At 70.9% G+C, this 14,526-nt stretch carries 10 protein-coding genes; all 10 read left to right on the top strand.

Features of this window, described 5'->3' with window-relative positions; genetic code table 11:
* The first annotated feature begins 2 nt into the window (after positions 1 to 2).
* Genes tssC (H7A85_RS01905) through tssM form a run of 10 tightly spaced genes read left to right on the top strand, consistent with a single transcriptional unit; the run spans position 3 to position 14,517 of the window.
* Positions 3 to 1,481, top strand: coding sequence for a type VI secretion system contractile sheath large subunit (gene tssC / locus H7A85_RS01905; protein WP_182084186.1), 1,479 nt, complete (start codon positions 3 to 5; stop codon positions 1,479 to 1,481).
* Between the two features lie 19 nt (positions 1,482 to 1,500).
* Entirely contained in the window at positions 1,501 to 2,892 is a 1,392-nt protein-coding gene (gene tssC, locus H7A85_RS01900; RefSeq protein WP_182084479.1) for a type VI secretion system contractile sheath large subunit, read from the top strand.
* Positions 2,893 to 2,903: 11 nt separating this feature from the next.
* Complete coding sequence (locus tag H7A85_RS01895; protein ID WP_182084185.1) at positions 2,904 to 3,713, top strand: type VI secretion system accessory protein TagJ; 810 nt, start codon at positions 2,904 to 2,906, stop codon at positions 3,711 to 3,713.
* Positions 3,706 to 4,215, top strand: a complete 510-nt coding sequence (gene tssE / locus H7A85_RS01890) for a type VI secretion system baseplate subunit TssE (protein WP_182084184.1) — start codon at positions 3,706 to 3,708, stop codon at positions 4,213 to 4,215. Before H7A85_RS01895 ends, tssE begins: the two co-directional genes overlap by 8 nt.
* Positions 4,208 to 5,971 (top strand): type VI secretion system baseplate subunit TssF, encoded by a 1,764-nt coding sequence (tssF, locus tag H7A85_RS01885; protein ID WP_182084183.1) that lies wholly within the window; start codon positions 4,208 to 4,210, stop codon positions 5,969 to 5,971. Before tssE ends, tssF begins: the two co-directional genes overlap by 8 nt.
* A complete protein-coding gene (gene tssG, locus H7A85_RS01880; protein ID WP_244630878.1) occupies positions 5,968 to 6,957 on the top strand; it encodes a type VI secretion system baseplate subunit TssG in 990 nt (329 codons plus the stop codon). The genes tssF and tssG overlap by 4 nt, the downstream gene beginning before the upstream one ends.
* 18 nt (positions 6,958 to 6,975) lie before the next feature.
* Complete coding sequence (locus H7A85_RS01875; RefSeq protein WP_182084182.1) at positions 6,976 to 8,235, top strand: FHA domain-containing protein; 1,260 nt, start codon at positions 6,976 to 6,978, stop codon at positions 8,233 to 8,235.
* Positions 8,232 to 9,572 carry a type VI secretion system baseplate subunit TssK gene (gene tssK / locus H7A85_RS01870; RefSeq protein ID WP_182084181.1) on the top strand — a complete coding sequence of 447 codons (1,341 nt, stop codon included), beginning with the start codon at positions 8,232 to 8,234 and terminating at the stop codon, positions 9,570 to 9,572. Before H7A85_RS01875 ends, tssK begins: the two co-directional genes overlap by 4 nt.
* 5 nt (positions 9,573 to 9,577) lie before the next feature.
* A complete protein-coding gene (tssL, locus tag H7A85_RS01865; protein WP_182084180.1) occupies positions 9,578 to 11,056 on the top strand; it encodes a type VI secretion system protein TssL, long form in 1,479 nt (492 codons plus the stop codon).
* Complete coding sequence (tssM, locus tag H7A85_RS01860) at positions 11,053 to 14,517, top strand: type VI secretion system membrane subunit TssM (RefSeq protein WP_182084179.1); 3,465 nt, start codon at positions 11,053 to 11,055, stop codon at positions 14,515 to 14,517. The genes tssL and tssM overlap by 4 nt, the downstream gene beginning before the upstream one ends.
* Positions 14,518 to 14,526 lie beyond the last annotated feature (9 nt).

Genomic DNA, 14,526 nt, shown 5'->3' with positions numbered 1-14,526 from the left:
CCATGAGCACCGAAACGCAGACGCAGGCGACGCCCGAAACCGTCCACGCCCCGGCGCCGCTCCTCGATCAGGTGATCGCGGCCACGCGCCAGACGACGCCCGACCGGACGCAGGATCTCCTGAAGACCCTGACCGACGAGGCGATGAAGGGCACGGTCACCTACGACCGCAACCTGACGCTGACGCTGAACGGCGCGATCGCGGCGATCGACGAGAAGATCTCGCGCCAGCTCGCCGCCATCATGCAGTGCGAGAAGTTCACCAAGCTGGAAGGCGCCTGGCGCGGGCTTCATCACCTGGTTTCGAACTCCGAGACCAACGCCAACCTCAAGATCCGCGTCCTCAACGCGTCCAAGCGAGACCTGTCGCGCGATCTGTCGAAGGCGGTCGAATTCGACCAGTCGCGCCTCTTCAAGTCGATCTACGAGGACGAGTTCGGAACGCCGGGCGGCGAGCCGATGGGCGCGATCATCGGCGACTTCGAGTTCGACAACTCGTTCGAGGACGTCCAGCTTCTGCAAGGCCTCGCCGCGATCTCGGCGGCCGCCTTCGCGCCGCTGATCTCGGCGGCGAGCCCGAAGCTCTTCGGCTTCGACGATTACCGTGAACTCGCCCGCCCGCGCGATCTGGAGAAGATCTTCCAGACCGCCGAGTACATCAAATGGCGCTCGTTCCGCGAATCGGAGGATTCCCGCTTCGTCACGCTCGCCCTGCCCCGCGTCCTCGCCCGCCTTCCCTACGGCAGCGAGACGGTGCGCATCGACGAGTTCGACTACGACGAAACGGTGGGCCGCGAAAACGGCCAGCTGCCGCACGACAACTACACCTGGATGAACGCGGCCTATGTGCTCGGCGCGCGCCTCACCAACGCCTTTTCCATCAACGGCTGGTGCACGGCCATTCGCGGCGCGGAGAACGGGGGCAAGGTGGAAGACCTGCCGATGCACCTCTTCCAGTCCGACGACGGCGATCTCGACGTGAAGTGCCCGACGGAGGTGGGCATCACCGACCGGCGCGACGCCGAGCTCGGCAAGCTCGGCTTCCTGCCGCTCTGCCACTACAAGAACACCGACTATGCCGTGTTCTTCGGTGCGCAGACCGCGCATAAGCCGAAAACCTACGACAAGCCGGAGGCCACCGCCAACGCCGCCATCTCGGCTCGCCTGCCCTACATCATGGCGACCTCGCGCTTCGCGCACTACCTGAAGGTCATGGGCCGCGACAAGGTCGGCTCCTTCATGGAAGCCGAAGACTGCGAGCGCTGGCTGAACCGCTGGATCTCAGGCTACGTCAACGCCAACGAGGGCGCGGGCGAGGAGATGCGGGCCAAGTTCCCGCTGCGCGACGCCAAGGTCACGGTGCAGGAAGTCGCCGGCAAGCCGGGGTCCTACAACGCGGTGGCCTGGATGCGCCCCTGGCTCCAGATGGAGGAGCTCACCACCTCGCTGCGCATGGTCGCGCGCATTCCGGAGAAGAACTGACCGGATCATCGACAGCGTGATGGAGGATCGGGGCGAAAAGGCGCGGCGGGGGGAGGAAGCGGTGGCGCGGGCCGAACGGTTCGTGGCACGCCTCGACGCGGCCATATCGACCCAGGTCGACGCGATCCTCCATCATCCCGCTTTCCAGGCGATGGAGGCGCGCTGGCGCGGCGTCGCGCTTCTCCTGCGCACGGCCGGCGGCGCGCCGGAGATCAAGGTCAAGCTCCTGTCCGCCTCGTGGCCCGAGTTCGGCCGCTCCATGGAGCGCGCCACCGAGTTCGACCAGAGCCGCCTGTTCGAGCTTGTGTATTCGCAGGAATTCGGCATGCCGGGGGGCGAGCCCTTCGGCCTTCTCGTTGCGGACTACGAGGTGGCGCACGTGGCCGTCGAGGGCGGGCGCGACCCGGTCGGGGCGCTGGCGGCGGCGGCCGGCGTGGCGGCGGCGGCCTTCTGCCCGCTGGTGGCCGGCGCTTCGCCGCGCCTTCTCCAGCTCGACTCCTTCGCAGACCTTGCCCGCCTGCCCGACCTGTCGCGCCTGTCCACGGATCCCAACCTCCTTCGCTGGAGCCGGTTGCGCCAGCGCGAGGACACCCGCTTTCTCGGCCTCGTCGCCCCACGCATCCTCCTGCGCCGTCCCTATCGCGCCGATACGCGCCAGCGCATCGACGGCTTCCGCTTCCGCGAGCGCGTCCATGCCGACGGGCGGCATCTTCTCTGGGGCAACGGGGCCTTCGCCTTCGGCGCGGTGGCGATCGCCAGGTTTCGCGCCTCGGGCTGGTTCGCCGACCTGCGCGGCGCCCCGCAGGACGAGGACGGCGGCGGCCTCGTGCCCGGCCTCGACCCGTTCGACGACGGGTCCGAAAGCGCCGGCCTGTCGGCCCAGCCCCCCGTCGAGGTGCGCCTGACCAGCCTCCAGGACCAGGAAATGGCCGAGCTCGGGCTGATACCCCTGTCCACGAGCTACCTGTCGGACACCTGCGTCTTCAATTCCAACCAGTCGCTGCACCAGCCCGCCACCTATTCGCAGGCCGGCGCGACCCAGAACGCCCGCCTGTCCGCCATGCTGCAATACGTCCTGTGCGCCTCGCGCTTCGCCCACTATCTCAAGGTCATCCTGCGTGAGGAGGTCGGCCAACTGGCGGATGCGCACAGCATCCAGCGGCGGCTGGACGAATGGCTGGCGCGCTACACGCTCGGCAACGACGACGCGGACATGGCGCTTCGCACCCGCTTCCCGCTGCGCCTCGCCAGCGTTTCGGTGTCCGAGCAGGCCGGGCGCGCCGGCTCGTTTTCTTGCGCGGTGCGCCTCCAGCCGCACTTCCAGCTCGACGACATCGCCACCAGCTTCCACCTCCTGGCCGAGACCTCCGCCCTTTCGGGCAACCGGTCGCTCGCGGTCGCCGGCGCTTGAAGGGCCAGGACATGACGACGAGCCCCACCATCGCCGCCCTTCTGGCCGACGACCGCCTCGCGGAGGCGGCCGGTGAGGCTGTCGGGGCCTTGCGCGCCCGCCCGCAGGATCTCAGCCTACGCCTCCTTCTGATCGACCTTCTGATCCTGCAGGGCGACTACGCGCGCGCCGACGCGCAAGCGGAGATCGCCGCCCGCCTCCAGCCCGCCGAGGCGGTCGGGATCGCCCGCCTGCGCGGTCTCCTGCGCGGCATGGAGGCACGCCGACAGTGGTTCGAAGCGGGCGCCGTGCCAAGCTTTCCCGGCGGGCCGTCCCCTTGCGACGAGGCCGCTCTCCGGTTGGGACTGGCGTTGCGCATTGGGGAGGCCGATGCTGCGGCCTCGGCCCTTCGCGAACTCGAGGACGCGCGCGGCCTCCGTCCCGCTCTCGTCGGGCTCAGCGAAGAGGAGGACGTTCGCGACGCCGACGACCGCTTCGCGCATGCCGTGGAAGCGGTGACCGACGGCGGCGCCTATCTCTGGACCGACACGAGCCGCATCGCCTCGATCGAACTCCAGCCCGCATCCCGCCCGCGCGACCTCGCCTGGCGGCGCGCCCGGCTGGAGCTTCGCGACGGTTCGGGCTCGGACGTCCTCCTGCCCCTGATCTACGAGGCGAAGGCGTCGAGCGACGCGGAGCGTCTCGGACGTTCCACCGACTGGGAGGACCAGCCGGGCGGCATCGTCACCGGACGCGGCCAGCGCTGCGTTCTGGCCGGCGACGCGCTCGTGGCACTCGGCGAGATCGAGCGCATCGTCTTCCGCGAGATCGCGCATGGCTGATCCGCTCGATCGCTATCGCCCGACCGCCCCGGTTCTCGCTCGCTCGCTTCTCGATCGCCTGTGCGACGCGGACCCCGATCAGGGCCACGACGCGCCGCAGACCATCGGCCAGCAGATGAGCGATCTGCGCGAAAGCCTCCGGCGCGACCTCGAGCGGCTTCTCAACACGCGCCGCCCGCCCGCCTCGCCGCCTGCCGAACTCGACGATCTCAAGGATTCGCTCGTCGCCTTCGGCACCGACGGCTTCTTCGTCACCGGGCTCGTCACCGACCATCAGCGCGCCGAGTTCGCGGCCGCGATGGAGCGGCGCATCCGCCTGTTCGAGCCGCGCCTGTCCGACCTTTCCGTGTCCACCCTGCCCCCGCGCCACCCGTCCGAGCGCTCGCTTCGCCTGCGCATCGAGGCGGTGTACCGGGCGCAGGAAGGCATGCCGCCGATCGCCTTCGAAACGGCGGTGGACCCGTCCACGCAACGCTTCCGGGTGGAGGCGAGCCGTGGCTGAGGGCTTTCTCCAGCGCTATGCGGACGAGCTCGGGAACCTGCGCCGGCGCGCGGCGCGCTTCGCCAGCGCCCATCCCAAGATCGCCGGGCGGCTGCGCATCTCGGGCGAGCAGATCGACGATCCCCATGTCGAGCGCATGGTTCAGAGCTTCGCCTTTGCGAGCGCGCGCGTGCGCCAGAAGCTCGACGACGAGTTTCCAGAGCTCACCGGCTCCATGCTGGAAACCCTCTACCCGCACTATCTGGCGCCCGTTCCCTCGATGATGATGGTGCGCCTATCGCCCGTCGCGGGGTTGGAGACGGTCCAGCACATCGCGCGCCACACCGAGATCGTCGCCGAGCCGATCGAGGACGAGCGCTGCCGCTTCCGCCTCAGCCAAGGCGTCGACCTCGCGCCGCTTCGGGTGGAGCGTGCCGCGCTCGGCGGCCAGCCGATCGAGGCGCCGCTGGCCCCGCAATGGAGCGCCGCGGCCTGCCTTTCGCTCCGGCTCAGCCCCCTTGCACCCGTGCCGTCCATCGCAGCCTTGGGGATCGACCGTCTCCGCTTCTATCTCGACGCGCCGTTCCGCGAAGCCACGGCGCTGCACGAGCTTCTGGCCAACCATGCGCTCGGCGTCGCGCTCGCCCGCCACGCCGGCGACCGCGATCCCGTGTTCCTGCCCGCATCCTCCATCCGGGCCGGCGGCTTCGAGCCCGACGAGGGCATGCTGCCCTATCCCGCTTCGAGCTTTGCCGGCTACCGGCTCCTGTCGGAATTCTTCGCCCTGCCGCAGAAGTTCCTGTTTCTGGAACTCTCCGGCCTCCGGCGCTGGACCGGCGAGACGCTGGAGATCTTCATCTATCTCGACCGCAGCGAGCCGGTGCTGGAGCGCGCGGTCTCGGCCGAGACCTTCGCCCTCAATGCGGCGCCCGCCGTGAATCTCTTCCGGCAAAGGGCGGAGCCGATCGTGGTGGACGGGCGGCGCAGCGAATACGCGCTCGTGCCCGACGCGCGCCGCCATCTGACGCGCGAGGTCTACGGCGTCGAAAGCGTCACCCTCACCGACCGCGCCGGCAACCGCACTGTCGCACCCCGCTTCTTCGAGGGGGGAAGCGCCGACGTTCCGGCGTGGCAGGTGCGACGCCAGTTCGACCCGCTGGACGGCACATCGGACGTCGCGATCGCCTTTGCGGGCGGCGGCGAGACGGGGGACGAGTTGGTTGCGGGCATCGATACGCTCTGCCTCAACCGCGACCTTCCCAAGCGCCTGCCCTTCGGCGGCGGCCACCCGCATCTCGACCTGGCGGACCCTTCGGCCAGCGTCGGGCGCGTCGAGGCGCTCGGAGCCCCGACGCCGGCTCTGCGCTTCGACGGAAACGAGGACCGGCGCTGGCGCCTCTTGTCCCATCTCAATCTCAACCACCTGTCGCTCGCCGACGGCGATGGCACCGCGATGAAGGAGATGCTCCGCCTTTACGTGCGGCCCGAGCGGCGCGAGGCGAACCTTCTGATCGACGCGATCTGCGGGGTGTCCTCGCGCCCCGCCATGTCGCGCATCGGCGGCGGGGGCATGGTGCCGGGCACCGAGGTCACGCTCACCTTCGAGCCCGGCCTGATCGACCGGGGCGCGGCCTATCTTTTCGCCAGCGTGATCGACCGTTTTCTCGGCCTTTATGCCACGATCAACTCGTTCACGCGGATGACCGCTGTCATGCGCGGGCAGAGCGAGCCGGTCGCCGCCTTTCCCGCACGCCTTTCCGAAAGGCCGCTCCTGTGAGCGCGCTGGAAAAACCCCTGCCCGAACCCTTCGATCCGCTGGTCGAGGCGCTTCTGGCCGACCCGCAGAGCTTCGAGCCGACCACCGCGATCCGCGTGGCGGAGCGGGCGGGGGCGCGGCTGGAGATCGGCTCCGAGGTTTCGACGCGGCTCGCGCCCGCCGCGATCGCGCGCGTCGAGCAAAAGGCCGGGACGGTGGTGGTCCGCTCCACGCTGCCGGGTCTTCTCGGCGCGCTCGGCGTCCTGCCGCCCGCCTATACTGAAACCGTCCTGGAAGAGGAGCGGCGGCGCTCGCGCGCTTTTCGCGCCTTCGTCGACATCTTCTCCGACCCCATCGCCCGCCTCATGGTCGAGGCGCAGGAAAAATACCGCCTTCCTCGGCTTCTGCGCTGGCGAAAGCTTTCCGCTGCCAACACGATCGTCGGCGCGCTTCTCGCCCTGGTCGGGCTTCGCTCGCAGACGCTACGCACCGCCAACGCGCTCGGCGACGAGACGGTGCTGCGCTATGCCGGGCTGTTCGCCGCGCGCACCCGCAACGCCGCGAGCCTTGCCGCCATGCTGGGCGAGCATCTGCGCCTGCCCGTCGAGGTGGAGCAGTTCTCCCCGCGCTGGGTACCCATTCCGCCAGCCGAACAAAGCGCACTCGGCGCCATCAGCGGCGCCCGCCTCGGGGTGGACGCGGCGGCCGGCCAGGCGATCCGCGACCATGCCGGCGGCTTTCGCGTGGTGGTCGGGCCGGTCGGCTATGCCGACTACCTGTCGTTCGAGCCGGGCGGCGCCCGCATGGAGGAGGCGATGCGCCTCGTGCGCCTTTACGCGGGGCCGAGCCTTCGCTTCGACGTTCAGGTCGTCTTGCAGCGCGAGGACGTGCCCTTCTGTCGTCTCGGCGAAAGCGCGACGCCGGCGCGCCTCGGCTGGAACTCCTGGGCGCGGGTGGCGCCGGCAGCCGCCGACAGCCGCGACGCGATCGTCGCGGCAACGCTTTAGAAGGGGGAAGGAAACGCCATGCGCCTTCGCCTCGTCGCGCAGACGCCGATGCCGGACACCGACAAGGGCTGGCGCCTCCTGGAGCGCGGCGAGCTGACGCTCGGGCGCGACCCGTCCTGCGGCTGGGTGCTGCCGGACCCCGCCCGCACCGTGTCCAAGATCCACTGCCGCCTCCGGCGCGATGCCACCGGCTTCACGGTGACGGACGAGAGCACCAACGGCATGAGCGTCGACCGGCAGGATCTGGCGCAGGGACAGACCGCGCGGCTTCGCGCCGGCTCGCTCATCGCCTTCTGCGGCCAGCGCTTCGCCGTCGAGATCACCGGCGAGGCCGAGCCCGACTGGCAGGACCCGGATGCGCGCTACGCCCTGTCGGACGACGCGCCCTCGATCACCGCGATCCTGTCGGACGTGTCGCCGGGCGGCACGACCGCGAGCGGCGTCCTGCCGGGGCGCGGCGGCGAGGAGGACTGGCTGGCCGGTCTTGCCGGCACGCAAGGTCCGTCCGAAAGCCTGGCGCCTCGCGCCAGCCGCCCCGCGATCGGCTGGAGCGAGCCGATCGACATGGAGATCACCGGCGGCGCGCGCCTTCCCGAGGACTGGGACACCGAGGCCGCAACCGCCACGCGTGCCGAGCACCGCGTCGCCACCTCGACGCGCATGCGCATTCCCCGCCCGCCCGGACAGGAAGCGGAGCGCGCCGCTCCGATCCCGTCACCCGACGGGCCGTCGGCGGCCGAGGCGTTCGACGCGTTCTTCGGGGCGGCCGGCAAGGGTGCCCTTCCGGCCGGACTCGGAGACGGGGCGGACCCGATCCGCGCTCTCGCCGGTGCTGGCGAGACGTTTCGGGCGCAAGGCGCCGCTTTGGCGCAGATCACGCGGCTCCTGTGCGAGTTCCTCGACGAGTTCGACGTCGCGCAGCCGGGGGCCGGGCGCCTGGACGAGCTGCCCGAGCTGGAACGTGCGCTGCTGGATGCCGTGCGCGCGCTCGTGACCGAAACCGACGCGCTCGATCCCGATCGCCTCGCGCTCCAGGCTCGGGTGGCCGAGCCGGGCGCGGGCGGCAGTTCGCTCGCCTCGCGCCTCGCCCTTCCCGGCCGCGCCGAGCGCGCCCTCCTGGAGCAATATCGCAGACTCTACAAGGGCGCCGAAGCGTCGAGCCCGCGCGAGCGCTTCGCCCGGCGCCTCGGCGCGCCGGACCGCGAGCCGGCCGATCCGGCCACCGCGGAATTCGTGGAACTCAGCGCGGATCGTCCGCGACACGGGGAGATGGAATGAAGCACGGCAACCGCGTCGCCTGGAGCGAGGGCATGTTCCTTCGCGTCCAGCATTTCCAGCAGGCCGACCGCTGGACCGAGCGGCTCGTGCAGGCGGCGACGCGCGAGCTGACGCCCTTTCCCTGGGGCCTGTCGGCCCTCGAGATCGACCGCGAGGCGCTCGCCATCGGCCGCTTCGCGCTATCGGCGGCGAGCGGCATCCTGCCGGACGGCACCGCCTTCGACGCGCCGGGCGACGCCGACCTGCCGCCGCCCGCTCCCCTGTCTCCCGACGTCAAGAACGCCCTCGTCTACCTCGCCCTGCCGATGCGCCGGCCCGGCCGCGCCGACGTCGCGCCCGAAGACGGCGCACCGTCCGCCGCCGTGCGGCTCGTGGCCAGCGCCTTCGAGGCGCCCGACGCCAACGCGGGAAGCGACCTGTCGGCCCCGATCGAGGTCGGCCGGCTGCGGCTGCGCCACCTCGTGGAAGGCGAGGAGCTCGGCGGCTACGAACTGATCGCGCTCGCCCGCATCGTCGAGGTGCGCACCGACCAATCCGTGGTGCTCGACGAGGCCTTCATCCCCTCGGCGCTCAACTGCCATGCGGGCGGGCGCATCCTGTCGCTTCTGACCGAGCTTCTGGGCATCGTGCGGCACCGCGCCGAGGCGATCGCGCAGCGCATCGGCGACCCGACGGTGCGCGGCACGGCGGAGGTCGGCGACTTCCTGCTTCTCCAGACGCTGAATCGCGCCGAACCCGTCCTGGCGCACCTGGCATCCAACGCCGCGCAGATCCACCCGGAAGACTTCTATCGCGCCTGCCTGGCGCTGGCGGGCGAACTTTCCACCTTTACCGCCCCGACCAAGCGCGCCACCGACTTCCCGCCCTATCGCCACCAGGATCTCCAGGCGAGCTTCGGCGCCGTGTTCGACGATCTGCGCGCCTCGCTCTCGGCCGTGCTCGAACAGGCGGCGATCGCGATCCCGCTGGACGAGCGGCGCTACGGCGTGCGCGTCGGCACCATCAACGACCGGACGCTTCTCCAGAACACCGGCTTCGTCCTGGCCGTGCGCGCCGACATGGCGGCCGAGACGCTGCGCCGGACGCTGCCCAACCAGATCAAGGTCGGGCCGGTGGAGCGCATCGCCGAGCTCGTCAACGTCGCGCTGCCGGGCATTCCGGTGCGCCCGCTGCCCGTCCTGCCGCGCCAGCTCCCCTACCGCACCGGCACCGTCTATTTCGAGCTCGATACGTCCGCGCCGATGTGGAAGCAGCTGGAAACCTCGGGCGCCATCGCCCTCCATCTTGCCGGCGAGTTCCCAGGCCTCGAGCTTGAACTCTGGGCCCTCAAGGAATGAGCCGCATGTCGCCCGAAGGGTCCGCCGCCGACGAGCCCACGATCATCGAGCCGACCGCCGAGGGCCAGCGCCGCGCCGCGCTGGCGGCGGGCCTCGCCGACGTCTTCGACGACGTGCGCCCGGCCGCCCCGCGCGAGGGTGCGCACGCGGGCGGGGCCGCGCCGGACTTTCGCCGCGTCGTGGAGCATTTCCGCTTCGGCGACGAACTGCCCCCGCTGGTGGGCGCCGCCGCCCCGGTTCTGGCGCTCGCCAACGCGGTGCGCGAAACGAAGAGCCAGCCCGACCCGGAAGCGCTTCGCCAGCTTAGCCTCGCCACCGTGCGCGAATACGAGCGCAATCTCGCCGGTGCCCGCATCGCGCCCGAGCGCGCGCGCGCGGCGCACTACGTCGCCTGCGCGCTGATCGACGACATCGTCCTCGCCCGGCCCTGGGGCGTCCAGAGCGGCTGGGCGCGCTCCGGCCTCGTGTCCACCTTCCACATGGACGTGACGGGCGGCGACCGGGTGTTCGACCTTCTCGACCACTTCCATCGCAATCCGGGCGCCAACAAGGACGTCCTCCTGCTGATCTACCTCTGCCTGTCGCTCGGCTTCGAGGGCAGGACGCGCGTGTCCCCGCGCGGGGCCCTGGAGCTGAACGGCATCCGCGACGGGTTGTATCGCACGCTGCGCGGCCAGTTCGGCGACTTCGAGCGCGAGCTTTCGCCCCATTGGCGCGGCGAGACGGCACGCCACGAGCCCTTGCGCAACGCCGCCGCCCTTTGGGCGCTGCTCGGCGCGCTCGTCCTGTTCTTCGCGCTCGGCTACGTCCTGTTTCTTCTGGCGCTGAACCGCAATTCCGACGCGACGCTCCAGGCCTATGCCGGCGCCGTGCCCGACGCCGTGCCGTCGATCGTCAACGCTCCCGCCCCGCCGACGACTGATGTCGCGCAGGCCGACGTCAGCCCCCCGATCGTCCCGCCGCCGACGGACGTGCCCCCGCCGCGCCCCGATGCACTTGCGGGCTTTGCCGAGTTCCTCCAGCCCGAGGTGCAACAGGGTCTCGTCACGCTGACGCGCGACGGTGATTCCGTTCTCGTGCGCATCCGCAATGCCGGCCTCTTCGCGGTCGGCAGCGCCGATGTCGAGCCGGGCCTGCGCGATCTTCTGGTTCGCATCGGCACGGCGGTGGCCGCCGAAAACTTCCGCGCCGTCGTCATCGGCCACACCGACAACACGCCGATCAACACCGTGCAGTACCCCTCCAACTGGCATCTGTCGGAAGCGCGCGCCAAGGCGGTGGGCGCCATCCTGTCCGAATATGCCGGCCCGGGCGCCGTGACCGCCGAGGGGCGCGCCGACACCGAACCGGTCGCCGACAACGCCACGGACGCGGGCCGCGAGGCCAACCGGCGCACCGAGATCTTGGTGGTGGGCGCAGCCAGTGCCGACGGGTCACAAGCCCCTGGGTCCCAGGCCAATACCGGCGGGGAGCCGCGCCCATGAACCCGTTGAATCTTTTCTACACGATCCGCGCCTATGTCGATTCCTATGCCGGAATCGTCGGACGGCGCTTCCTGTCGCTGATCTGGGTCGTCGCGATCGCGGTGGTGGTCTGGTTCTACGGGCCGATGATGGGCTCGGGCACCTTCCGCCCGCTGGAGCCCGCGCTCCACCGCCTCTACCTCATCGGCGCCGTGTTCGCGGCCTGGGTCGTCTACATCGCAGTCGCCTATATCAGGGGCAAGCGCGCCGACAAGGCGATGATCGACGCGATCGCCGAGGACGGGGCCGGCGATCCGGGCGCCGACCAGCGCGCCGAGGTGGACGCCCTGCGCACCCGCCTGCGCGAGGCCATGGCGACCCTGCGCAAGGTCGCGGGCCGGCGCTTCGGCTATATCTACGAGTTGCCCTGGTACGTGATGATGGGCGCGCCGGGCTCGGGCAAGACCACGGGGCTGATCCATTCCGGCCTCAAGTTCCCGCTGGGAACGGGAACCGGGGGCGAGCCGATCGGCGGCGTCGGCGGCACGCGCCACTGCGATTGGTGGTTCGCGGAAGAAGCCATCGTCATCGACACGGCGGGGCGCTACACGACGCAAGGAGACTTTTCCGGCGTCGACAAGGCGGGCTGGACCGGCTTTCTCCAGCTCCTGCGCCGCCATCGCCGCTCGCAGCCGGTGAACGGCGTCCTCGTCACCCTGTCGATCCCCGACCTTCTGCACCGCGACCCGGCGCTGCGGCTGGAGGAGGTGCGCGCCATCCGCCAGCGCCTGTCGGAAATGGACGACATTCTGAAGGCACGCGTGCCGGTCTATCTGGTGCTGACCAAGGCCGACCTTCTGGAAGGCTTCGTGCCCTTCTTCGATGGTCTGGCGCGCACCGAGCGGGACCAGGTCTGGGGCACGACCTTCGAGCTGGCCTTGAGCCAGGAGCCGCGCGAGCTGCCCGACCGGTTCCTCGCCGAGTTCGATCTCCTGCGCGAGCGCATCGACGCCTTGCTTCTCGAACGCCTCCAGCAGGAGCCCGACATCGACCAGCGCGGGCGCATCTTCCAGCTTCCCGCCGAGGTCTCGCGGCTGCGCGAGCCGGTGCACGAGGTTCTCACCGAACTCACCTCGCATTCGCGCCTCGTCGCGGCTCCCTTGGTTCGCGGCATCTATCTCGCTTCGGGCACGCAGGACGAGGCGCCGGAAGCGGCAACGAGCGCGGCGCGCAGCCCCCGCTCGATGCGCCGCTCCTACTTCCTGTCGCGCCTCTTCCACGAGGTCATCTTCGCCGAGGCCGCGCTCGTCACCCGCGACAAGCGCCTGTCGCGCCGCGCCCTTCTCGTGCGGCGGGTGGCGCTGGGGCTTGCGGGCGTTCTCGTCGCCTTCGTTCTGACGGGCTGGATCGCGGCCTATCTGCACAACCGATCCGCCATCGCCTACGCCGCCGCCGAGACGGAACGCTTCAAGACCTTGAGCGCCGGCATCCCGACGCGCAACGTGTCGGATGCCGACTTCCTGTCCGTCCTGCCGGCGCTGGACGCGCTGGCCGGGGCCAACGCGCGCTTCGCCGACGCTTCCCCGCTCGGCTTCGGCTTCGGTCTCGACCAGCGGGACAAGACGCAAGGCTCCCATCGCCTCGCCTACGGGCGGGCGCTGAACGCGCTCCTCCTGCCGCGCCTCCTCGTTCATCTCCAGAACGAGCTCGGGCGCGAGGACGCCAGCCAACGCGAAACCTTCGACGCGCTGAAACTTTATGCCATGCTGGGGGGCCTCGGCGCGCTCGATCCCGCCGTGGTTTCGACGGAAGGCCGGCGGATCTTCGCCAAGGCGCATCCGGGCGAAGGCATGCGCGAATCGCGCGAGCGGCTCGGCGCCCATCTCGATGCCCTCATCGCCCGCCCCATCGCCGCCATCGCCATCGATCGCGCCCTGGTGGATCGTGCGCGCGCCAGGATCGTCGACCAGTCGATCGCCGAACGCGGCTACGACATCCTCAAGGGGCGTGCGGAGGCGGCGAACCTCGCCCCCTGGACACCGGCCTCGGCCGTCGGCTCCAACGGGGAAGCCGCCTTCGAGCGCACGTCAGGCGCTTCGCTGCGCGAGGGGGTGGAGGGCCTTTTCACGCGCGGCGGCTACGGGCAGATCGTCCTGCCGGGCGTCGCCGGCGCGGCCGCCGAGGCCGTGGACGAGGAATGGGTGCGCGGGCGCGCCAATCCGGCGGGCACCAACCCGGCGGCGGCCGCGCGCGAGATCCTGGCGCTCTACCATGCCGAGTTCGAAGCGAAGTGGCGGGCCCTGTCGGCCGACCTCCATGTCCGCGCGGGCGCCGACCTGCCGGGGATGACCGAGGTCGCGCGCATCCTGGCCAGCCAGCCCCCGCCGCTTGCCAGCCTTGCCCGTTCGCTGGCCGAGGCCGCACGGCTCGCCCCGCCGGACGGTGCCGACCTGTCGGGCTTCGGCGTGGATCCGGGCTCGGCGCCCGATCCGTTCGCCCCGCTGCGCCAGGCGCTCGATGAGCCCGTCCCCGGCGCCCCGGCACCGGCGGAGGGCAGCGAGCCGCCGACCGTCGTTTCCGCGATCCAGCCGCTGATCGCAACGCTCTACGAGCAGTTGTCGCGCGCCGCCTCCTCATCGGCCGAGGTCGCCGCGATCTTCGACACCAAGGGCCAGCTCAACGAGGCCAACCAGGCGCTGGTGGCCGAAGCGCGCCGCCTGCCCGCCCCGCTCGACGCCTGGGTCGGCGGGCTGGCGGCCAATGTCGACTCGCTGGCGGTCACCACCGCGCGCGCCCAGTTGCAGAGCGAATGGCAAGCGGGCGGAGCGCGTCTTTGCGAAGAAGCGATCGCCGGGCGCTATCCGTTCGAGCGCTCCGCTTCCAGCGAGGTGGCGCTCGACGACTTCGCCCGCGTCTTCGGCCCGGAGGGCGTCTTCGAGACCTTCTTCCGCGACCGCCTCGCCCCCTTCGTCGACACCTCCGCCACGCCCTGGCGCTGGCGCGGCACGTTCGGGGCGGAGGGGCGCGAAAGCGAGGCGCTCGGGCAGTTCGCCGCCGCGCGCGGCATCCGCGAAGCCTTCTTCACCAACGGCGCGCGGCCGAGCGTCAGCATCAACGTCACGCCGGTGTCCCTCAGCCAGGACGCCTCCGCGGTGATCCTTGAGATCGGGGCGGGCCGGGTCGCCTATTTCCACGGGCCGATCCAGTCGCGCAGCCTGACCTGGCCGGAAGCGGAAGGGGCGGCGCAGTCGCGCGTCGTGATGCAGCCGGGGGGCTGGCAGAACGCCCTGACGCGCACCGGCCCTTGGTCGGCCATGCGCCTGTTCGATGCGGCCGATCGCGAAACGCTTTCGGACGACCGGTTCCGTGCCCGGTTCACCGTCAGCGGCAAGTCGGCCGAGTTCGACGTGCAGGTCGGCTCGATCCTCAACCCGTTCGCGACCGATGCCTTGTCCGGCTTCCGCTGCCCGGCGGGGTTCTAGGGCGTGGCC

It is taken from the genome of Aureimonas sp. ME7 (assembly GCF_903970965.1).
Classification (GTDB): Bacteria; Pseudomonadota; Alphaproteobacteria; order Rhizobiales; family Rhizobiaceae; genus Aureimonas.
The sequence above is the reverse complement of the archived record's forward strand: the minus strand, read 5'-3'. Positions and strand labels throughout refer to the sequence as shown.